The following is a 20,324-nucleotide window of genomic DNA, read 5'->3' as shown; positions in this document are numbered from 1 at the left end:
CCCGGTTGATCATGAAGTTAGCGGACGGATTGATCTCCAATCCGCCCGCTAACTTCATGATCAACCGGGGTGTGGAGCCGGGCGGGCGGGGGGAATCCGTGGGGGGGGGAGTCTGTTGGCGGGATCAAGTTGTTGTGTAGTGCCAGTCGAGGGCCACTCCGTGGGCGAACGGGATGACGCCGTGGAACACGGTCGGGCGTTCGGCGAAGACCAACGGCAGGAAGTGCCGGTCGCTCGGCCACATCGCGACCCGACCCGCCAGCACGTCCGCGAGGTCGGTCCAGATCAGGGTGCCCTCCGGGCATTCCGCGTACGGCTGGCCGGACCACTGCGGGATCCGGAAGATGAAGCCGAACCAGTTCTCGCCGTCCCGTCCGAAGCCGGGCCAGGAGATCGTGCCGGCGAGTTCCAGCGTACGGGCCTCAAGGCCGGACTCCTCGCGGATCTCGCGGCGCATCCCGGCCATCACGTCCTCGCCCGGTTCGAGCTTGCCGCCCAGCCCGTTGTGGTAGCCGAAGTGCAGGTCGTCGGGACGGCGGTCCCGGCGCAGCAGCAGCACCTTGCGATGGTCCGGGGACAGGACGTAGCCGAGGGTGGCGATGATGGCCCGCACCCGACCACCCTATGGGGCTCGACCCGGCGCCCTGCGGGCCCGACCCGGGCCCGACCCGGGCCCGACCCGGGCCCGACCCGGGCCCGACCCGGGCCCGACCCGGGGACGGGTCGGCGGGCCGCATGCGCGACGTGCGTGGAGCGGCTAGCGTTCCGGGCCATGACTGCTGTTGCGCTGGCCGAAGAGCTGCTGCTGCTCGCCTATGACGACAAGTCCGGCAAGGCGGTCGGATCGCGCATCGGGCTGGACCTGGGGATGGCCGCGGCGGTGCTGGTGGACCTGGCCCTGGCGAACCGGATCGCCTTCGACGACGGATCGATAGTGGTGACCGACCCGACCCCGACCGGCGAGCCGATCGCCGACGAGATCCTGGCCCGGGTCACGGCCGACACCCCGCACACCCCGGCCTCCTGGGTGCAGCGGCTGCGGCACGGGCTGCGCGACCGGATCCTGGCCGACCTGTGCGGTCAGGGCGTGATGCGGGACGTGGACGAGACCGCGATGGAAGGCTTCGTACACGTCCATCGCTATCCGTCGGTCGACGCCTCGGTCGAGGCGGAGATCCGGCACCGGCTGGCCGCCGTACTCACCGGCGAACAGGTGCCGGACGAGCGGACGGCGGCACTGGCCACCCTGGTGGCGGCGGTCCGGATGGAACCCCGGCTCGGCCTGGACGGCCCGGCGGCCGCCGACGTACGCCGGCGGTTGGCGGAGATCGCCGCGGGGGCCGGCTTCGGCGGCGCGGCGAGCCTGGACGACTCCAACGTGCGCCCGTCGGTCGCGCTGGTGGTCGAGGCGCTCACCCGAGCCATCGACGCCGCCCTTGGTAGCCGAGCGTAACCGAACGGCAGCGGCTTGCCGGCCGGCGCCGGACCGAACGGCGGCGGCCCTCGCCGGTCGCGCGAGCGCCAGCGCCGTTAACAGGGGACCCCTGCTATACGAAAAGCGATAACAAGGTGCCCTTCCTTACCGGCCGAGGGCGGTGGCGACCTCCGTGCGCAGGGTGGCCACGGCGGTCGCCGCGCGGGTCCGGGCCGCCGGAAGGTCGCCGTCCGTGACCGGCTCCACCACCTCCAGGTACGCCTTGAGCTTCGGCTCGGTGCCGGACGGCCGGATCACCACCCGGGCGGTCCGGGTACGCAGGATCAGCACGTCCGCCCCGGGCAGCAGGTCCTCGACGGCGGTGACCGGCGTCCCGAGCAGCGTGTCGGGGGTGACCGTCCGGATCCGGGTCATCGCCTCGGCGATCTCCCGCAGGTCGTCGACCCGTACCGAGAGCTGGTCGGTCTGGTGGACGCCGAACTCGGTGGCCAGCTCGTCCAGCCGGTCGGCCAGGCTGCGCCCCTCGGCGCGCAGCTCGGCGGCCAGCTCAGCGATCAGCAGCGCGGCCGTGATGCCGTCCTTGTCCCGGACCAGCTCGGGCGCCACGCAGTAACCGAGCGCCTCCTCGTAGCCGAACACCAGCGGCTCCGAGCCGCCGGGTCCGGCTGAGCCGCCGGCCCGGACGATCCACTTGAATCCGGTGAGCGTCTCGTCGTACGGCACCTCCCGGGCCGCGCACAGCGCCCGCAGCAGCGACGAGGAGACGATGGTGGTGGCGTACAGCCCGCGTACGCCCCGGCGCGTCAGGTGGTCGGCCAGCAGGACGCCCACCTCGTCACCGCGCAGCATCCGCCAGCGCGGCCCGGACGCGTCGGGGTCGGGGTCGGCGGTCCCGGGGATGGCGACGGCACACCGGTCGGCGTCCGGATCGTTGGCGATCGCGATGTCGGCGCCGGTCGCCTCGGCCAGCGTGATGAGCAGGTCGGTGGCGCCCGGTTCCTCCGGGTTGGGGAACGCCACGGTCGGGAAGTCGGGATCGGGATCGGCCTGCTCGTCCACCACGTCCGGCGCCCGGAAACCGGCGGCGACGAAGGCCGCCGCCAGCACCGGGGCGCCGACGCCGTGCAGCGGGGTGTACGCCACGGACAGCGCGCGCGGCCCGCCGGGCGCCACCACGGTCGCGGCCCGCTCGACATATCCGGTGACGATCCCGGTGCCCAGCAGCTCACCCGGCTCGCCCAGCGGCACCTCGGTGAGTGGCCCGACGGCGCGGATCGCGGCCTCGATCTCCGCGTCGGCCGGCGGCACGATCTGGGCGCCGGCCCCTCGCGACCCGCCCAGCTCGGCGCCGAGGTAGACCTTGTACCCGTTGTCCTGCGGCGGATTGTGGCTGGCCGTGACCATCACCCCGGCGGCGGCGTCCAGGGCCCGGACCGCGTACGCCAGCACCGGCGTGGGCAGTGGCCGGGGCAGCAGCAGGGCCGGTCGGCCGGCACCGGTGGCCACCCGGGCGGTCCGCTCGGCGAACTCCCGCGAGCCGTGCCGGGCGTCGTACCCGATGACGAGGGGTCCCTGGGCGGCCCGGTCGGCGAGCCAGCCGACGAGCCCGGCGGCGGCCCGGGTGACCACGGCGAGGTTCATCCCGTTGGGGCCGGCGCGCAACGGTCCGCGCAGCCCGGCCGTGCCGAAGGTCAGTGGCCCGGCGAACCGGTCGGCCAGCTCCGGCCGGCTGTCGGGCAGCGCGGCGATCAGCCCCTCCAACTCGGTCCGGGTGGCCGGGTCGGGATCCTCGACCAGCCAGGTCGTGGCCTGGTCGAGCAGCTCGTCGATCTCGTTGGTCTCCGCCGTCATGCGGTTGTTGATAGCACGGGAACGGCCCGAGGGCCCGGCTCGCCCCGGTGATCCGGCCGGGTGGAACCCGTGATCTGGCCAGGTGGAACCGGTCAGGAGTTCACCAACTGGAAGGAACGGACCATCTCCTCGAAGATCGGTTTGCTGTCCGCGAAGGTCGTGTCGGTGGTGGTGAGGTAGAACGAGTAGATCTTGTCGTTCTTGGCCAACCCGCGCCACACGCCGTGCCGCTTGGTGTCACCGTCGCCGCAGGTGTATTCGAGCTGCGCGGCCGTCTCCCCGGCCAGCTCGGTCTCGGTCAGGTCCACCCGGGTGTACGGCTTGGGGCACGACTTCGACGTCGGCTTCTTCAGGTTGCCCTCGGCGACCTGCGCCCAGTGGTCCACCGAGACGTTCCGGAAGTCCTCCACCAGGATCCGGACCTTGCGGCCCTTGTCCTGCGGGTCGGTGTAGTCGACCCACACCCCGGCGGCGGTCCGGGTCCAGCCCTTCGGTACGTTCACCGACAGGCCCCGGTCCTGGTAGTGCTGCGTTTCGAAGGCCGGTTCGGCGGCGCCCGTCGGCCCGCCGGCCTGGGGGACCGGCGGGGGCTTGTCGCCGTCCGGCCACAGGGCCACGATGCCCAGCAGCAGCACCAGGGCCACGCCGCCGGCCGCGGCGAGCTGGATCTTGCGCGGCCAGGCGCGTACCACGCCGATCAGTTCGACGCCCTTGCTCCGCAGCCCGGACCCGGTCTTCGGGGCGGGGGATCCGCCGCCCCACACCGTGCCGGTCGGGGCGGCGCCGGACCAGGCCGGACCGTTCGAGGACCAGCCCGGGGCGCCGGCACCGGGCAGCGGACCGGCCACGGCGGTCCGGTCCGGGGCGCCGGCCGCCGCCCAACTGCTGGGGATCGGCGCGGTCCGATCGGCCGGTCCGCCGCCGGACCAGCCGCCCGCGTTGACCGGTACCGTCCGGTCGGCCGCCGAGTCGGCGGACCCGGGTACCTGGCCGGTGGCCTGGTCCCAACCCGACCCCGCCGCTGCGCTGGTGGTCCGGGCGGCGGTGCCGGCGGCCGGTAGGGCAGTGGTGGTCAGGCCGGCGGCGTCCCGGTTGGCGCCACCGGCGGCCGACCCCCGGGCACCAGCGGTGGCCGGCGACGCGCCGCCGGCCGTGCCGCCCGGGACGCCGCCCGCCGCGCCGGCCGCGATGCCGCCCGCCGCCTTGCCGCCGGAGCGGCGCAGCGCCGCCAGCCGGTCGGTGAGCGACTCGCCGGGGGCGAGCATCGCCCGCCCCCCGATCTGACCACTGGGCGTGGGCGTGTCGGCCGGCGGACGGGCGGCGGTGACGGCGCTCGACACCACCGCGTACGGGTCGGTCACCGTGTGCCCGCTGGCCCTGCTGGCCAGTGGGCCGGCGAGCAGTTCGCGCAGCATGGCGCGGGAGTCCGCGACGTCGAGCCGACGGGCGGGATCCTTCTCCAGCAGCCCGGACAGCACCCGGGCCAGCGGGCCGGACCGGACCGGGGGCGCGGGCGGGTCCTCGACCACGGCGTGCATGGTCTCGATCGGGTCACCCTTGTCGAACGGCGGCCGTCCCTCCACCGCCGTGTAGAGCGTGACGCCGAGCGAGAACAGGTCGCTGGGCGGCCCGAACTCCTGGCCCATGGCCCGTTCCGGGCTGATGAAGTGTGGCGAGCCGAGGACCATGCCGGGGGTGGTGAGCTGGACGTCGGTGGGCATCCGGGCCACCCCGAAGTCGGTGAGCACGCACCGGCCGTCGGCGCAGATCAGCACGTTGGCCGGCTTCACGTCCCGGTGCAGCACGCCGATCGCGTGCGCCACCTCCAGCGCGCCCAGCAGGGCGATGCCGATCTTGGCGACCGCCCGCGGTGCCAGCGGCCCGTCCTCGATGACCATGTCGGCCAGGCTGCGGGCGTCCAGCAGTTCCATCACGATCCACGGCCGGCCGGCCTCGTGTACCACGTCGTAGACCTGGACGACCGCCGGATGCTGCAACGCGGCGGCGGCCCGAGCCTCCCGCAGGGTGCGCTCGTACATGGCGTCCCGGTCGCTGGGCGCCAGGCCCGGCGGCAGGACGACCTCCTTGACCGCGACGTCACGCCGCAGCAGGGTGTCGGCGGCCCGCCAGACTGTTCCCATGCCACCGTGGCCGACGGCCGCACGCAGCGCGTAGCGGCCCCCGATTGTGGTGCCGGGTGCCGTACGTCCGCTGAGAGGATTGGCCGAAGGGCTGTTCCACGTCGGGATCTGAGTCACAGGAGAGCCACCGGAAAATCGGAGGGGCTGGGACACAACCTCCCTATCTTGCGCGGTCCGTACCCGCGAGCAAAAGTCGCCCCCACCCGGTTTCCAGAAAACAACGCGGAAAGTGTCGGTACCGCCACCCGGCGCGGTCGCGGGTGTCACGGTCGGGTGACGCCTCGCCCGTCATCCGTACCCTCGGTTGCGCCTCCCGGTCGCGGTTCCGGGCGCCACGGCGGAGGGACCGGGCCCGGTGCCTCCGCCGGGTGTGTGGGCCCCGGGCGTGGCGGATCCCACGACCGGTCGTTCCCCGGCAGGTCATACCATCCGGAGATGAGCGAACGGCCGTTAAGTGAGTCCGGTTTCCCCATCGAGCCGGTGTACGGCGCGGAGGACGTGTCACCCGGACTGGCCGACCGGCTCGGTGGCCCGGGTGAGTTCCCGTACACCCGGGGCGTCTACCCGACCATGTACACCTCCCGGCCGTGGACGATGCGCCAGTACGCCGGCTTCGGCACCGCCACCGAGTCGAACGCGCGCTACCACCAGCTCCTGCGGGCCGGCACCATGGGCCTGTCGGTCGCCTTCGACCTGCCCACCCAGATGGGGTACGACTCGGACGACCCGATCGCGCACGGCGAGGTCGGCAAGGTGGGCGTGGCGATCGACTCCATCGACGACATGCGGCTGCTGTTCGACGGCATCCCCCTGGACCAGGTCTCCACCTCGATGACGATCAACGCGCCGGGCTCGCTGCTGCTGCTGCTCTACCAGCTCGTGGCCGAGGAGTCCGGGGTGCCCGGTACGGCGCTGAAGGGCACGATCCAGAACGACATCCTGAAGGAGTACATCGCCCGGGGGACGTACATCTTCCCGCCGAAACCCTCGCTGCGGCTGGTGGCCGACACCTTCGCGTACTGCCGCAAGGAGGTGCCGAAGTGGAACACCATCTCCATTTCCGGCTACCACATGGCCGAGGCCGGCGCGACGCCCGTGCAGGAGATCGCATTCACCCTGGCCAACGGGATCGAATACGTCCGCACGGCGCTCGCCGCGGGCCTCGCCATCGACGATTTCGCGCCGCGACTGTCGTTCTTCTTCGTGGCCCGTACGACGTTGCTGGAGGAGGTGGCGAAGTTCCGGGCGGCCCGGCGGATCTGGGCCCACCTGATGCGGGACGAGTTCGGCGCCACCGATCCGAAATCCTGGATGCTGCGCTTCCACACCCAGACCGCGGGCGTGCAGTTGACCGCCCAGCAGCCGGAGGTGAACCTCGTCCGGGTCGCGGTACAGGGGCTCGGCGCGGTGCTCGGCGGCACCCAGTCGTTGCACACGAACAGCTTCGACGAGGCCATCGCGCTGCCCACCGAGAAGGCGGCCCGGCTCGCGCTGCGGACCCAGCAGGTGCTCGCGTACGAGACAGACCTCACGGCCACGGTCGACCCGTTCGCCGGGTCGTACGTGGTGGAGGCGATGACCGACGAGATCGAGGCCGGGGTGCGGGAGCTGCTGGACCGGGTCGCCGGGTACGGCTCGGCAGTCGAGGCGATCGAGGCCGGCTTCCAGAAGCGGGAGATCGAGACCTCGGCGTACCGGGTGGCCCAGGAGATCGATTCCGGCGAGCGGGTGGTGGTCGGCCTCAACCGGTTCACCGTCGACACCGACGAGCCGTACGAGCCGCTGCGGGTCGACCCGACGATCGAGGCGGCCCAGGCCGAGCGGCTGGCCCGGCTGCGCTCCGAGCGGGACGCCGAGGCCGTCCGGCGGGCCCTGGCCGAACTGCGGTCGGCGGCCGAGGGCCGGGACAACGTGCTGTACCCGATGAAGGCGGCGCTGCGCGCCCGGGCGACCGTGGGTGAGGTGTGCGGGACGCTGCGCGAGACCTGGGGGACGTACCGGCCCACCGACCAGTTCTGACCCGGCCGGTCCTGACCCGACCGGTCCTGACCGGGCCGGTCCTGACCCGACCGGTCCTGATCGGGCCGGTCTGATCCGGCCCGGACACCCCGCGGCGGCCAGTCGGGTGTGCCGGGGTGGTTTGCGGGTACGCCAAACCGGTGATTCGGCAAGGGTGCGGAACGAGCGGGCCCGGACACCCTGTGCGGCATCTTCCACCCAGGTCGTGCGACGGTGCCGGAAGTGGACCGAGGTCGTCCCGCTGGTCCGTGCTGTTGCCGGACGATGCCGGAAATCGGACAGACGGTACCGATGTTCCTTGCCTCGGAGCGACCCCCGTGACCGGCAATATGGTTACGCTTTGTAGGAGGTGTGAGACAGGTGTCGGCGCCAGAACGTGAGCCACGTGCTGTTTCCCGCGCCTCCGAGCGTACCCACCAGGGCTTACGTGACGCTGTGCGGTCCGACCGCTACCGGAACGAGGTTGCGCAGCGTCACCGTCGGAGGTCTAGGCTGTCTGCTGTTGTGCCCGATGATCCTTCCGTCTCCAGTAATCGAGATTGCGACGTGACGAGTGCGTTGACCCTGCCCATGAGCAGTCCACTGGCGTCGTCCTGGCCGGAACCGCCGCCGGGCGCCCAGCCGCTGCCGCTCGACCTTGATCAGCTACTCGCGCTGCGGGTACCGGATCTGATCGCCACCCGTCGCTTCATCCACGCCCACCCCGAGCTGTCCGGGCAGGAGTTCGAGACGGCCGCGCTGGTCGCCCGCGAGCTGGCCCAGGCGGGCCTCTCGCCCCGGCTGCTACCCAAGGGCAACGGGGTGATCTGTGACATCGACGGTCGCCCGGACGGACCGGTGGTGGCGCTGCGGGCCGACATCGACGCCCTGCCGCTCACCGACGCCAAGGACGTCCCGTACCGGTCGACGGTCGAGGGGGTCTGCCACGCCTGCGGGCACGACGTCCACACCACGGTGCTGCTCGGGGTCGGCATGCTGTTGGCCCGGCTCGCCGAACGGGGCCAGCTCCCCGGCCGGGTCCGGCTGATCTTCCAGCCGGCCGAGGAGATCCTGCCGTGCGGCTCGCTGGAGGTCATCGAGGCAGGTGGGCTGGAGGACGTCAGCCAGATCTTCGCGGTCCACTGTGACCCGAGCCTGCCGGTCGGCAAGGTCGGACTGCGGGTGGGTCCGATCACGGCGGCGGCCGACAACGTCACCGTGAAGTTGACCGGTCCCGGGGGACACACCGCCCGGCCACACCTGACGGTGGACCTGGTGGACGCGCTGGGCCGGCTGGTCACCGAGGTGCCCTCGCTGGTCAGCCGCCGGGTTCCGGCGAACAGCGGCCTGCTGCTGGTGTTCGGCCATGCCACGGCCGGCACCCGGTACAACGTCATCCCCACCGAGGCGAGCGCCTCGGGCACGCTGCGGGTGCTGGACCGGGACACCTGGGACCAGGCGCCCAAGATCGTCGCCCAGGTGGTCCGGGATGTCATCGCACCCACCGGTGCCACCGTGGACATCGAGTACCTCCGGGGTCGCCCGCCGGTGATCAACGACGCCCGCGCCATCGGTGTGCTCACCGCCGCGACGGCCGCCGCGCTGGGTCAGGCCGGCATCGCGGAGACACCGCAGAGCATGGGCGGCGAGGACTTCTCCTGGTACCTCGAGTACGTCCCGGGTGCCCTGGCCCGGCTGGGTGTCGGACGCACCACGGCCAACGCCGACCTGCACCGGGCCACCTTCGACGTGGACGAGCAGGCCATCACCGCCGGCGTCCGGCTGCTGGTGATGACGGCCCTGAAGGCCATGCCCGCGACCTGACCCCAACCCGCTGTCCCCGCCCAGCCCTGCCGCCTCGTTCAAGGCGTCCGCGTCACCGGAAACGCTTCCGGTGACGCGGACGCCTTGATCGAGAAGAGGATCAGCGGGAGGGTTCGGCAGGGGTGGGAGTTTCGGTGGGGGAGGGGGTCCGGGCGGCCGGCACGAGCGGGGCCGTCGGCCCGAGCGGGGCGGCCGGCCCGAGCGGGGCGGCTGGCACGTTCCGGCGACGGCGCCGGACCAGCCACCAGACCAGCAGTACGGGCAGGCCGAGCGCGATCGCGAACGGCAGCAGCGCGCCCAGCACGGTCAGCACCACCACACCCAGGGTCCGCAACGCCGACCAGCCACCGGCGAAGCCGGCCAGGAACCCGCTGTCGCCGTCCTTGTGCGCGGGGGCCGCCTGGGCGCTGAGCAGTTCCAGCGTGATGGTGGACAGCGCGGTCAGGTCGGCCAGCCGGCGCTGCTTGGCCTCCAGCGACGCGAGGTCCGACTCCCGCTTGGCCACCTCGTTCTCCAGCGTCACGAGGTCCGACAGGCTCTTGGCCTGCGCCAGCAGGCGTCGACCACTGCTCACCCGGGCCCGCTGGGTGGTGATCCGGGCGTCCAGGTCGACGGTCTCCTCGGTGACGTCCTGGGTGTTCAGTTCCCGCCGCTCCGGCTCACCCAGCCGGGCCAGGTCGTCGACCACCCGTTGGAACCGCTCGGCGGGTACCCGCAGTTGCAGGGTGGCCCGCGACTCGTCACCGGCACGGGACCGCTGGTCGCCGCCCACATAGCCACCGGTGCCGGTGACGATCGTGGTGGCGCGGGCCGCCACGGAGTCGATGTCGTCCCTGACCCGCACGGTCATCGAGCCGGTGTAGATGATCGCCCGCTGCGGCGCCCGGAGATCGACCTGACCCGCGCCTGCGCCGGCGTCGGCGGGCTGCTCACCGACATCCGCCTTGGCGCCGTTGCCCACCTTGCCGGCGCCGCCCTCGGCCGGTGCGACCGCGGACGAATCCTGCGAGTTGGAGTTCCCGTCCGAACCGCAGCCCCCGACGACCAGCGCCGCGGCCAGTCCCAGAACGCCCAGCGCCGCGACCCGGCGTCGGCTGGTCCCCCGCATGATGTCCTCCCTCGTCCGGTGTTCGTTGTCGGCTCAGACGGCTCGCGGCGGCCTTCCCGTTCCGGCAGACTCGGCCCAGGACGTCACGATTCGGTAGCGCCGGGATTCCAGTTGCTGAGGAGGCACGATGCGGTTGACCAAGTACGCCCACGCCTGCCTGCGGATCGAGCACGACGGCGGGGTGCTGGTCGTCGACCCGGGCCTGTTCGCCGAGCCGGCCGCGTTGGACGGCGCGGACGCCGTGCTCATCACCCACGAGCACCCCGACCACCTGGACGTCGACGCGATCACCGCGGCGGCCGGGCGCCGGCCGGGACTGGCCGCGTACGGGCACCCCAGCGTGCTGGCGAAGCTGGACGGTGCGGGCGTGGACGCCACCCCGGTCGCCGCCGGCGACTCGTTCACCGCCGCGGGTGTGCCGGTCCGGGCGTACGGCGGGCAGCACGCGATCATCCACCCGGACATCCCGCGCCTGGTGAACCTGGGATATCTGCTGGGTGACCGGGTCTACCATCCCGGCGACGCGCTGGTGGCGCCCGAGGACACCCCGGTCGACACCCTGTTCGTCCCCATCCACGCGCCCTGGCTGAAGCTCTCCGAGGCGGTGGACTTCGTCCGCGCGGTCGCGCCGCGCCGGGCGTACGCGCTGCACGACGGCCTGCTCAACGAGGCCGGGCTCACCTTCACCAACGCGAACCTGGCCCGGCTGGCGCGCTGCGATTACGCCCGGCTGGAACCCGGCTCGGTCATGCCCGACTGAGCCGGCCGGACGATGCCGCAGGTCCCCGCCGATCTGGTCGAGCGGCTCTACGCCGCCCCGCCGGACCGCTTCGTCGCCACCCGGGCCGAGGCCGTGGCCGCGGCCCGGGCCGCGGGTGATCCGGCCACCGCGCGGGAGATCGCCGGGCTGCGCAAGCCGACCGTGGCGGCCTGGCTGGTGAACCTGCTGGCGCTGCGCCGGCCCGAGCTGGTCGGTGAGCTGGTCGAACTGGCTGGTGAACTGCGTTCGGCCCAGCGGGACCTGCGCGGCGCGCAGTTGCGGGAGCTGTCCGCGCGCCGCCGGGACGTGGTCGCCGCGCTCGTCGTCGAGGCCCGGTCGCTGGCCGTGGCGGCCGATCCGGGGGTGGCCGCGGCGAAGCTGCCACTGGCCGAGGTCGAGGCGACGCTCACGGCGGCGCTGTCCGACGTCGACACCGCCGAGCTGGTCCGGTCCGGCCGGCTGGTGCGGGCCACCAGCTACGCGGGCTTCGGCGAGGTGCCCCGGCCACAACTCCGACTGGTCACCGGGGACCCCGAGCCGGCGGCCGGCGAACCCGAGAGACCCGGCCGCACTGCCGGATCGGGACCCTCAGCCACCGGGCGGAACTCCCGCCGGACGGCCGGGGACCGGACGGCAGCGGACCGGACGGCAGCGGACCGGGCCGCGGAGGATCACGCCGCCGGAGATCGGCCGGCGCAGGATCGCGGGGCGCAGGATCGCGGGGCGCAGGATCAGGCGGCCCGGGATCGTGCCGCGGCGGAACGTCGCCGGTCGGCCGAGCTGGCCCGGCAGCGCCGGGCGCTGACCCGGGAGCTGTCGACGGCCCGTCGGGACCTGGACCGGGCCGAGGCGGAGGTGCGGCGGGCGACGGCCGACGAGCGGTCCGGTGCGGCCGAGCTGGCCGAGGCGGTGGCACAGCTCGCCGAGCTGGAACGGCGGCGGGTCGCGGCCGAGAGCGAACTCGGCCGACGCAAACTTGCCCGCAAGGGCGCCGAGCGGGCCGTCACGGCCGCCCGCCGCCGAGCCGGCGAGGTGGAGGCAGCCATCGAATCCCTCGACGCCGAGACGTAAGGAAGGGCACCTTCTTATCGCTTTTTGTATAGCAAGGGCCCCTTCTTAATTAACGCGCCCCGGTTGGCGTTGCGGCGGGTCGGCTGTCGGATAAGGCTGGTCGGCTGTCGGATAATCAGCGGCGGCCGACGCCCTGGACCGGTTCAATGTGCCGTGTGGAACTCCCCGCCGGCTGGACCACCCGCCGTCCTCGGCTCGACGACCTGGCCGCGATCCTCGCCGTGGTCCAGGCCAGCTGCATCGCGGCGACCGGGCAACCGGAATTCACCAGTTTCGACGTACAAGAGGCGCTGACCGCGCCCGGCGCGGAGCCGGAACGGAACTCCTGGCTGGCCATCGACCCGGCCGGGACGATCGTCGGCTGGGCCTACCTGGAGGCTGGCGACGGCGGCCCGGAGGAATTCGTCGAGGTGTACGCGCACCCGGACGGCGGCCATCCGGCCCTGGCCCCGCTGCTGCACCGCCAGTTGGACCGGATCGCCGAACGGGCCGTCGAGCTGGGGCACGACCGGATGACCGTCCGGGCCGGCGCGATCCCCTCGGAACACACCTGGATCGCGATCCTGGAGGCCGCGGGGTTCACCTTCGTGAAGCGGAACGCCCGGATGCGGCGGTCCCTCGCGGACCTACCGGCCGAACCGCCCCCGCTGCCGGCCGGGCTCATGATCCGGACCGTGGACCCGGCGGACGAGGACGACCTTCGCCGGCTGCACACGATCCTGGAGGCCGCCTTCCGGGACGTCCCGGATCACCGGACCGTCACCTACGAGCGTTGGCGGGCGGAACTCGCCGCGCTGCCCAGCGTGACCTGGGACGAGTGGTTCGTGGCCGAGGTGGACGGACAGCCGGCCGGCGCGTTGCAGTCCGCCGACCAGGCGTTGGAGCAGAACGAAGGCTGGATCAAGCGGCTGGGGGTGCTGCGTGAACACCGCCGGCGCGGGGTCGGCGCCGCGCTGCTGTGGCGGGCATTCACCGGGTACGCGGCAAAGGGCCGGACGTACGCCGGGCTCGGGGTCGACCTGAGCAACCCGACCGAGGCTGCCCGGTTGTATCGCTCGGTGGGCATGACGCCCGAGATGGAGGCGGACATCTTCTCCCGGACGGTCGACCCGGCTCACTGAATCTCCCCGAAGGAGCCAACCGGCCCGGCGGAGCGGAACGGCCCGGCGGAGCCGAACAGCCGGTCAGGATGTGACGACGACTCCGCCGATGCCGGTCCGCCCGGCCGGGGTGCCGACGAGTTCGACGGTCAGGCCAGCTCGGACCCGTTCCCCCAGTACGTCGACGATGGCATCGGTGACGCCCGCGACGAGGCGGGTGACGATCTCGTCGGCGTCGGGTCGGCTGAACGCGGCCTCCCGGATGCCGAACGTGACGCTGGGCGAGGGCGCCTGTGCCGGTTCGCCGCCGATTCCCCAGCGGTTGGCGGCCAGGCCGATCAACCGCACGACCACGATGCTCCGGGCCCATTCTCCGTAGACGGCGACGACGGCGTCGCTCAACTTCCCGATCAGTGCGGTTTCCCGACCGGCCAGGTCGCTCTCCAGCGCGTGGACGCTGAGGTGGGGCATACCATCCTCCGTAAACCAGTTTGATCGCAAATCATCTTTGACTGCAAAGGTATTTGGAGGGTGGACGGATGTCAACGCCTGGCACCACGGACGACACCGTCCGGGAGTTGCTCCTGGTGATGCCGAGGTTGGTCGGCAGGATCAAACGCCTGCCCCTGCCGGAACAGCTACGGTCACTCGATCTGGCCCCGAGGCACCTGTCGATGCTGTCCCTGCTCCTGCTCGACGGTCCGCTGACCGTCTCCCAGCTCGCCGGGCTGCTGGAGGTGGCACCGACCACGGTGAGCCTGATGGTGAGCGACCTGAGCCGCAAAGGGGTCCTGGTGCGGCGCGAGGACGACACCGACCGCCGCCGGCGCATCATCGACATCAGCCCCGAGAGCCGTCCCGCCATCGCGGAATGGCTGTCGCCGGGCGCCCACGCGTGGCGACACGCCCTCGCGCCGCTGAGCCCGGCGCAACAACGCATGTTCGTCGACACCCTGCTCAGGTACGAGTCAGCCGCCTCGGCGGCCCGACAGACGGCACCGGAGCGCGCTCAGGACCCGCGCTGATCCACGGCGCCCAGCTGAGCCAGGCGGGTACGCACGATCAGCTCGTGCAACGCGTCCACCGCCGCCGGGTCCGGGCGGTCGGGTAGCGAGGAGGCGTCCCGGGCAGCTTCCAACTCGGCACGCAGCCGCGGCACGTCGGTGCCGAGGCGTTCGGTGGTGCCGGCGGGAAGCGGTCCGTGCTCGGCCTCCCGCTTGGCGGCGATGAGGTCCGGTACGTACGCCAGCCCGGCCCCGAGCACTCCGAGGTTGGTCTCGAGACGCCCGGTGCGCATCAGGTGGATCCCGGTGAGCAGGACCCGCAGCGTGTACAGGGCGGGCTTGAGCTGCCCGGTCCGGGCGGACAACCGCTCCTGACCGGCCGCGAAGCCGAGGTAGTGGTGCGCGTGCTGCCGGGTGATCAGGCGCGGGGCCAGGGACACGAGTTCGGCGTGTACGGGGGTGGTCACGACCACCAGCGGCGACAGCAACTGCTCCAGGGCGTACCCGTTGCGGGTGATCAACAGTTTGGCGACGGGGCAGCGCCCGGGCGGCCTCGGCGGCCCAGGCCGGCATGTCGGTGGTCACCCGAGGTTCCCTTCTCGTACGGCGGCCAGGAGCCGGTCCACGGCGGGCCGGTCGGGTTGTTCGGGCAGCGCGGTGGTGGTGGCCGCGTCGGCCAGCTCGGCGAGCAGGTCCGTCGCCCAGCCGGCCACCGCGTCCCAGGGCAGCTCACCACGGCGCACCGCGAGCAACCGGTCGCGCAGGTGCCCCACCCCCACCAGGACCTCCCCGGTACGCAGCACGTGCGCCCCGGCGACCAGCAGCCGGATCATGTGCATGGCCTGCTTGTGATTCGTCTCGCCGGTACGCGCACGGCGGGCCGCCACTCGCGCCAACTGGTCCCGGGCGTAGTTGCCGTACGTGTCGGCCACCCGCCGGGACAGGAACGCCCGCCGGGCGGACAGCAACCGTTCCCCGTCCGCGGTGCTCGTCTCGATCAGCGGCGACCAGAGCACCTCCAGCACCGTCGGGTTGCCCTGCAGGGCGAGCACGCAGAAGCGTTCGAACTCCCAGGAGAACTGTTCCGCCGCCGGCCCGTCCAGGTGGGTGGGCGGTTTGTCCAGGGACCAGAACGCGCGGGTCGGCGCCACGTACACCCCACGCCGGTCGTGGTCGGAATCCGGGCCGTGCAACCCGTACGCCCGCGACCCGACCACGACGGCGAGGGCGGTATGCCGCTCGACAAGCTCGATCACGTCGGGGGCGGTCAGGTGGTGGCCGTACCGGTCGGGCGTTCGCGCAGCGCGGTGACGTAGTCGTCCGGGGCGCCGGCCTTCTCGGCGGCCTTGGCGATCTCCGAGAGGTACCACGAGGTGGGTAGGCCACCCTCGTACCCGTCGAAGACGTAGATCCAGGCGGTCTGGTCGCCGTCCAGCGTGACCACGCGCACATGTAGCTTGCGGTACGTGCCGGCGGTGACGCCTTCGATATCGTCAAGCTGGCTGGCGTCCCCGGGGTGGACGTCGTAGAGCGCGACGAACACCCGGTCGCCGGGGGACTCGACCACGGTGGTCACCGCGCCCTCCCAGCCGAGCACCCCGTCGCCGGCGAAGGTGAGTCGCCAGCCCTCCAGCCAGCCGGTACCCACCATCGGCGAATGGGGGCAGTAGGCCAACATCCGGGCGGGGTCGAGGTTTGAGCCGTACGCGGCGTATAGACGCACGGCGAGAACCTTAGCCGGGTTGGCCGGTGGGGGAGAATAACGACCGTGCGTGTCGGACGGGAACGAGAGAAGAAAGTCGCTGTGATCAGTTACGGAGGGCGGACGCTGTGAGCCGCATCGTGGTCATCGGCGGAGGGCCGGCCGGTTACGAGGCCGCGCTGGTCGCCGCCCAACTCGACGCCGACGTCACCGTCGTGGAAGCGGACGGTGCCGGCGGCGCCTGCGTGCTGTCCGACTGCGTCCCGTCGAAGACCTTCATCGCCAGCTCGGAGGTGGTCACCGGATACCGGGACACCGAGGAGTTCGGCGTACATTCCGACGGCCTGGAGGCGGTGACGGTCGACGCCCGGGCCGTCTACCAGCGGGTGAAGCGGCTCGCTCTGGCGCAGTCCGCCGACATCCACGCCAAGCTGCTCAAGGCCGGTGTGACGTTCGTGTCCGGTTCGGCCCGGCTCGGCGAGGACACCCTCGGGCACACCCACCGGGTGCTGGTGACCCCGGGCGACGGCGGCTCGCCGTACCCGATCGACGCCGGCACCGTGCTGATCGCCACCGGCGCCACCCCCCGGGTGCTGCCCACCGCCGTACCGGACGGTGAGCGCATCCTCACCTGGCGGCAGGTGTACGACCTGCCCGAGCTGCCGGAGCGGTTGGTGGTGATCGGCTCCGGCGTCACCGGCGCCGAGTTCGCCAGCGCCTACCTGGCGATGGGGGTGGACGTCACGCTGGTGTCCAGCCGGGACCGGGTGATGCCGCACGAGGACCCGGACGCGGCGACGGCGATCGAGAAGGTGTTCCGGTCGCGCGGCATGACGATCCTGAACAACTCGCGGGCCAACGCCGTACGCCGGATCGGTGACGGTGTCGAGGTGGAGCTCGGGGACGGGCAGGTGATCTCCGGGTCGCACGCGCTGATCACGGTCGGTTCGGTGCCGAACACCGCCGACCTCGGGCTGGCCGAGTACGGCGTGGAGGTCGGCCGGGGCGGCTACGTGACCGTCGACCGGGTGTCCCGGACCAACGTGCCCGGCGTCTACGCCGCGGGTGACTGCACCGGGGTGCTGGCCCTGGCCAGCGTCGCGGCGATGCAGGGCCGGATCGCGATGTGGCACGCCATGGGCGAGGCGGTTCGGCCGCTGCGGCTGCGTACGGTGGCCGCGAACGTCTTCACCGATCCGGAACTGGCCACGGTCGGCGTCTCGCAGGACGAGGTCGACTCGGGCCGGACCCCGGCCCGGCAGGTGATGCTGCCGCTGGCCGGCAACCCGCGGGCCAAGATGGCCGACATGGTGGACGGCTTCGTCAAACTGTTCTGCCGTCCGGCGAGCGGGCAGGTGATCGGCGGCGTGGTGGTGGCGCCCAAGGCCAGCGAGCTGATCCTGCCGATCACCATGGCGGTGGAGAACAACCTGACCGTCGACCAGCTGGCGCAGACGATCACCATCTACCCGTCGCTGTCCGGTTCGATCGCCGAGGCGGCCCGCCAGCTCATGCTGCACGGTCTGGAATAGCCCCCGGCTGGGGTGTGTCGTCCCGCGACGTCGCCCGGCCGGCCTCGGCTCGGGCGGCGAGCCGGTCGAGGCGGGCCGCGCCGATCCGGGCGAGCCCCAGGCCGACCAGGCCGAAGGAGCCGGCCGCCGCCGTGGCGACCAACGCCAGCCGCCACCCGGAGCCGGCCATCGCCGAGCCACCGAGGTGGCCGATCAGCCCGCCGTAGCCGGCCCAGCCGAGCGCGGCCACCGCCTCGTACGCGAGGAAGAGCCGGTACGGGTAACGCATCCGGCCGGCGTGGTAGCAGGCCGTCATCCGACCGCCGGGAACGAACCGGCACACCAGCAGGACCAGCGGCCCGGGTCGACGGAGGTTGCCGGCCAGCCGGGCGGTCCGGCCCTGGCGGGCGTGGCGGGGTACGTGACCGACGTCGTCACCCCGGGGGCGCAGCCGGCCGAGCTGATAGCAGCAGAGGTCCCCGACCAGCACGCCGAGCGCGCCGGTACCGATGGTGAGCGGCAGGCTGAGCTGCCCGTACACGGTGAGGGCGCCGGCTGTGATCATCACCGCCTGGGTCGGGACCACCGGCACGAAGGCGTCCGCGGCCAGGAGCGCGAGCAGGAACAGGTACGTGTAGACCGGCGCGGTCACCGTGCTCAGGAGTTCGATCACGGCCGGCCGCCGGGGTGCTCGTCCGCCAACGGACCGGGGCACCGGCGCGGCGCCAACCGGCGTACCGTTGTGGTGGCGCTTGACGACCTCGGGTCCCCCGTTCCCGACGTCGCGTACGCGCCGCGGGCCGTCGGCAGGTCCCGTGCCGGCGGCCCGTTCACAAACGGCCTTGGGGTAAGCCCAGTGAGTGCGTCGACCCCCATGAACGCCTCCCTGATCTGTCGCGATCCACCGGGCTCCGGTGTTTTCACTGTGCCCGTGTCGATTCAATGGAACATGGCTGGTCGCGCCGCCGCGACCCCGATGGTGGCCCGAGGCTGGTGATGTCCGCCTCCTGCCCACCGCTGGCGCGGTGCCCACCTGCCTCCACCGGGTCACCGAACAGTTGTCCGGGAAATTTGCTCACCAAAAGTGAGCACCAGCTGCCGCCCGTCCAGGTGCAGAGGCGGTGGACGAGCCTCCGGAGGACTACGGAATGTTAGGGGCGTGATGTTCGCTGTCATCGTCACTCAACGTGTCGTCGGCGAACTGCCGGGGCCGGATGAATCCGGTTGTCGGTCGGCGCCGGCCCGCGTTACCGTCTCGGCCATGCGAGCAGCGGCCATGGCACTTTCCACGACGACGCCGGGAAACCCCGGCGTGCCGCGCTGACGCGTTCCGTCACCACCGGCCCCGGGGCGATCCGCTCCGGGGCTTCGTCGTGCATCCGGCATCGACCTCACCGCAGCGGAACCGGCGTCCGCCGTCCGGCCGCCGCCGGCGCCCCGGGGCGTACCCGAGCGAGGAGAGCACGATGGTCGACCACCGGAAGTTGGGCCGCGAGCTGGGCCTGTTCCATTCCGATCCGCTGATCGGCGCGGGCCTGCCGATCTGGCTCCCGGCCGGCGCCGCCGTCCGGCACGCCATCGAGGAGTACGTCCGGGAACTGGAGCGCCAGGCCGGCTACCAGCACGTCTACTCGCCCCCGCTGGGCCGCCGGGAGCTGTTCGAGCTGTCCGGGCACCTGGGCTACTTCGCCGACGACATGTTCCCGGGAATGCGGATGTCGGCCGACGACGAGCTGCTGCTGCGGCCGGCGCTCTGCCCACACCACGCACTGGTCTACCGGGCGCGCGGGCGGTCCTACCGGGAGCTGCCGCTGCGGGTGGCCGAGCTGGGCGGGATGTACCGCGCCGAACGGTCCGGGGTGCTCGGCGGACTGAGCCGGGTACGGGCCATCTGGCTGAACGACGCGCACACCTTCTGCGCCCTGGAGCAGGTCGACCGGGAGGTGCGGGAGGTGCTGGGCCTGATCCGCGAGGCGCACTCGGCGCTCGGGATCCGACCGGCCGGGTTGCGGCTGTCGGTGCGCGGTCCGGCGGGAAGGTACGTCGGAGACGACGAGATGTGGCAGCGCGCCGAGGACCTGCTGCGCGGGGCGCTGGACGGGCTCGACCACGTCGAGGCACCGGACGAGGCGGCCTTCTACGGCCCGAAGATCGACATCCAGGTACGGGACGCCGCCGACCGGGAGTGGACCATCTCCACCATCCAGCTCGACTTCGACAAGCCGGAGCGGTTCGACCTGTCGTACACCGACGCGAGCGGGGCGGCGCGGCGGCCGGTGATGGTTCATCGCAGCCTCCTCGGCAGCATGGAGCGGCTGTTCGCGTACCTGATCGAGGAGCACGCCGGAGCCTTCCCGGCCTGGTACGCCCCGGTGCAGGCGGTCGTGCTGCCGGTGGCACCGGACCAGCGGGGTGCCGCCGAGGACCTGGCCCGGGAGTGGATCGGGGCGGGCCTGCGGGTGGAGGTGGCCGCCGACGGCTCGCTCGGCAACCGGATCAGGCGGGCCGCCGCCACCCGGATCCCGTACCTGGTCCTGCTCGGCGAGCGTGAGGTCGCGGCCGGCGAGGTCGCGCTGCGGCTGCGCGGTGGCCGTACCCTGCCGGCCATGCCGGCCGGGGCCGCGCGGTCACTGATCGCGGACGTCGTCGCCACCCGGTCCGCCGACCTGCTGCCCGTGCGCTGAGGGGCCACCGCGCCGGGCTTCGGGCCGCGCGGGGAATGGGCACGGGCGCCTGGCGAAGGCGGGGGAAGGGGGGCTCTACCCTGCCCGCTTCCTGTAGGTCCCAAAACATTCGGCGGCGGAGGGCAACGGATGGTG

The 20,324-nt window shown here is 72.5% G+C and carries 17 protein-coding genes and 1 pseudogene; 9 read left to right on the top strand and 9 right to left on the bottom strand.

Features of this window, described 5'->3' with window-relative positions:
• Positions 1-124: 124 nt before the first annotated feature.
• Positions 125-613: an NUDIX hydrolase gene (locus tag ACXN5W_RS28360; RefSeq protein ID WP_473161448.1), complete on the bottom strand. Its 489-nt coding sequence runs from the start codon at positions 611-613 to the stop codon at positions 125-127.
• A gap of 159 nt (positions 614-772) precedes the next feature.
• Between ACXN5W_RS28360 and ACXN5W_RS28355 the strand changes: the two genes are divergently transcribed.
• Positions 773-1,453 carry a GOLPH3/VPS74 family protein gene (locus tag ACXN5W_RS28355; protein ID WP_473161447.1) on the top strand — a complete coding sequence of 227 codons (681 nt, stop codon included), beginning with the start codon at positions 773-775 and terminating at the stop codon, positions 1,451-1,453.
• 126 nt (positions 1,454-1,579) lie between these two features.
• On the opposite strand, the gene ACXN5W_RS28350 is transcribed toward ACXN5W_RS28355, so the two are convergent.
• Together ACXN5W_RS28350 and ACXN5W_RS28345 are read right to left on the bottom strand one after the other, a co-directional pair.
• On the bottom strand, positions 1,580-3,286 hold the full coding sequence (locus ACXN5W_RS28350; RefSeq protein ID WP_473161446.1) for a phospho-sugar mutase: 1,707 nt from the start codon (positions 3,284-3,286) through the stop codon (positions 1,580-1,582).
• A gap of 92 nt (positions 3,287-3,378) precedes the next feature.
• Positions 3,379-5,544, bottom strand: a complete 2,166-nt coding sequence (locus ACXN5W_RS28345; protein ID WP_473161445.1) for a serine/threonine-protein kinase — start codon at positions 5,542-5,544, stop codon at positions 3,379-3,381.
• A 318-nt stretch (positions 5,545-5,862) separates the two neighbouring features.
• Between ACXN5W_RS28345 and ACXN5W_RS28340 the strand changes: the two genes are divergently transcribed.
• On the top strand, positions 5,863-7,446 hold the full coding sequence (locus ACXN5W_RS28340; protein WP_473161444.1) for an acyl-CoA mutase large subunit family protein: 1,584 nt from the start codon (positions 5,863-5,865) through the stop codon (positions 7,444-7,446).
• A gap of 546 nt (positions 7,447-7,992) precedes the next feature.
• A complete protein-coding gene (locus ACXN5W_RS28335; RefSeq protein ID WP_473161443.1) occupies positions 7,993-9,249 on the top strand; it encodes an amidohydrolase in 1,257 nt (418 codons plus the stop codon).
• A 100-nt stretch (positions 9,250-9,349) separates the two neighbouring features.
• On the opposite strand, the gene ACXN5W_RS28330 is transcribed toward ACXN5W_RS28335, so the two are convergent.
• Positions 9,350-10,357: a DUF4349 domain-containing protein gene (locus ACXN5W_RS28330; RefSeq protein ID WP_473161442.1), complete on the bottom strand. Its 1,008-nt coding sequence runs from the start codon at positions 10,355-10,357 to the stop codon at positions 9,350-9,352.
• A gap of 127 nt (positions 10,358-10,484) precedes the next feature.
• Here ACXN5W_RS28330 and ACXN5W_RS28325 point away from each other — a divergent pair, with 127 nt between their 5' ends.
• The 3 genes from ACXN5W_RS28325 (at position 10,485) to ACXN5W_RS28315 (ending at position 13,309) form a co-directional block, all read left to right on the top strand.
• On the top strand, positions 10,485-11,117 hold the full coding sequence (locus ACXN5W_RS28325) for an MBL fold metallo-hydrolase (RefSeq protein WP_473161441.1): 633 nt from the start codon (positions 10,485-10,487) through the stop codon (positions 11,115-11,117).
• Positions 11,118-11,129: 12 nt separating this feature from the next.
• On the top strand, positions 11,130-12,188 hold the full coding sequence (locus ACXN5W_RS28320) for a hypothetical protein (RefSeq protein WP_473161440.1): 1,059 nt from the start codon (positions 11,130-11,132) through the stop codon (positions 12,186-12,188).
• A 146-nt stretch (positions 12,189-12,334) separates the two neighbouring features.
• On the top strand, positions 12,335-13,309 hold the full coding sequence (locus ACXN5W_RS28315; RefSeq protein WP_473161439.1) for a GNAT family N-acetyltransferase: 975 nt from the start codon (positions 12,335-12,337) through the stop codon (positions 13,307-13,309).
• 63 nt (positions 13,310-13,372) lie between these two features.
• Here ACXN5W_RS28315 and ACXN5W_RS28310 read toward each other — a convergent pair whose 3' ends face one another.
• A complete protein-coding gene (locus tag ACXN5W_RS28310) occupies positions 13,373-13,759 on the bottom strand; it encodes a tautomerase family protein (protein WP_473161438.1) in 387 nt (128 codons plus the stop codon).
• Between the two features lie 68 nt (positions 13,760-13,827).
• On the opposite strand from ACXN5W_RS28310, the gene ACXN5W_RS28305 reads away from it, so the two are divergent.
• Positions 13,828-14,313 carry a MarR family transcriptional regulator gene (locus ACXN5W_RS28305; protein ID WP_473161437.1) on the top strand — a complete coding sequence of 162 codons (486 nt, stop codon included), beginning with the start codon at positions 13,828-13,830 and terminating at the stop codon, positions 14,311-14,313.
• Here the strand turns inward: ACXN5W_RS28305 and ACXN5W_RS28300 are convergent.
• The 3 genes and pseudogenes from ACXN5W_RS28300 to ACXN5W_RS28290 all read right to left on the bottom strand — a co-directional run.
• A pseudogene (locus tag ACXN5W_RS28300) lies at positions 14,298-14,822 on the bottom strand (nucleotidyltransferase domain-containing protein); the annotation flags it as partial. The gene ACXN5W_RS28305 and the pseudogene ACXN5W_RS28300 sit on opposite strands and share 16 nt — an antisense overlap.
• 51 nt (positions 14,823-14,873) lie before the next feature.
• A complete protein-coding gene (locus ACXN5W_RS28295) occupies positions 14,874-15,548 on the bottom strand; it encodes a nucleotidyltransferase domain-containing protein (protein WP_473161436.1) in 675 nt (224 codons plus the stop codon).
• 11 nt (positions 15,549-15,559) lie between these two features.
• Positions 15,560-16,015 (bottom strand): gamma-glutamylcyclotransferase, encoded by a 456-nt coding sequence (locus ACXN5W_RS28290; RefSeq protein WP_473161435.1) that lies wholly within the window; start codon positions 16,013-16,015, stop codon positions 15,560-15,562.
• A 107-nt stretch (positions 16,016-16,122) separates the two neighbouring features.
• On the opposite strand from ACXN5W_RS28290, the gene ACXN5W_RS28285 reads away from it, so the two are divergent.
• Entirely contained in the window at positions 16,123-17,526 is a 1,404-nt protein-coding gene (locus tag ACXN5W_RS28285; protein ID WP_473161434.1) for an NAD(P)H-quinone dehydrogenase, read from the top strand.
• Here the strand turns inward: ACXN5W_RS28285 and ACXN5W_RS28280 are convergent.
• The gene (locus ACXN5W_RS28280) at positions 17,504-18,178 is read right to left on the bottom strand and encodes a DedA family protein (RefSeq protein WP_473161433.1); all 675 of its coding nucleotides are present in this window, start codon (positions 18,176-18,178) and stop codon (positions 17,504-17,506) included. The genes ACXN5W_RS28285 and ACXN5W_RS28280 overlap by 23 nt on opposite strands.
• A gap of 541 nt (positions 18,179-18,719) precedes the next feature.
• On the opposite strand from ACXN5W_RS28280, the gene thrS reads away from it, so the two are divergent.
• Entirely contained in the window at positions 18,720-20,189 is a 1,470-nt protein-coding gene (thrS, locus tag ACXN5W_RS28275; protein ID WP_473161449.1) for a threonine--tRNA ligase, read from the top strand.
• Positions 20,190-20,324 lie beyond the last annotated feature (135 nt).

Source organism: Plantactinospora sp. A48 (assembly GCF_055793945.1).
Note: the sequence above shows the minus strand (reverse complement) of the source record. Positions and strands in the feature narration are given on the sequence as shown.

Coding starts and splice junctions, on each gene's coding strand:
- ACXN5W_RS28355 (WP_473161447.1), top strand. CDS start 773: ATGACTGCTGTTGCGCTGGCCGAAGAGCTGCTGCTGCTCGCCTATGAC.
- ACXN5W_RS28350 (WP_473161446.1), bottom strand. CDS start 3,286: ATGACGGCGGAGACCAACGAGATCGACGAGCTGCTCGACCAGGCCACG.
- ACXN5W_RS28340 (WP_473161444.1), top strand. CDS start 5,863: ATGAGCGAACGGCCGTTAAGTGAGTCCGGTTTCCCCATCGAGCCGGTG.
- ACXN5W_RS28330 (WP_473161442.1), bottom strand. CDS start 10,357: ATGCGGGGGACCAGCCGACGCCGGGTCGCGGCGCTGGGCGTTCTGGGA.
- ACXN5W_RS28325 (WP_473161441.1), top strand. CDS start 10,485: ATGCGGTTGACCAAGTACGCCCACGCCTGCCTGCGGATCGAGCACGAC.
- ACXN5W_RS28320 (WP_473161440.1), top strand. CDS start 11,130: ATGCCGCAGGTCCCCGCCGATCTGGTCGAGCGGCTCTACGCCGCCCCG.
- ACXN5W_RS28315 (WP_473161439.1), top strand. CDS start 12,335: ATGTGCCGTGTGGAACTCCCCGCCGGCTGGACCACCCGCCGTCCTCGG.
- ACXN5W_RS28310 (WP_473161438.1), bottom strand. CDS start 13,759: ATGCCCCACCTCAGCGTCCACGCGCTGGAGAGCGACCTGGCCGGTCGG.
- ACXN5W_RS28305 (WP_473161437.1), top strand. CDS start 13,828: ATGTCAACGCCTGGCACCACGGACGACACCGTCCGGGAGTTGCTCCTG.
- thrS (WP_473161449.1), top strand. CDS start 18,720: ATGAATCCGGTTGTCGGTCGGCGCCGGCCCGCGTTACCGTCTCGGCCA.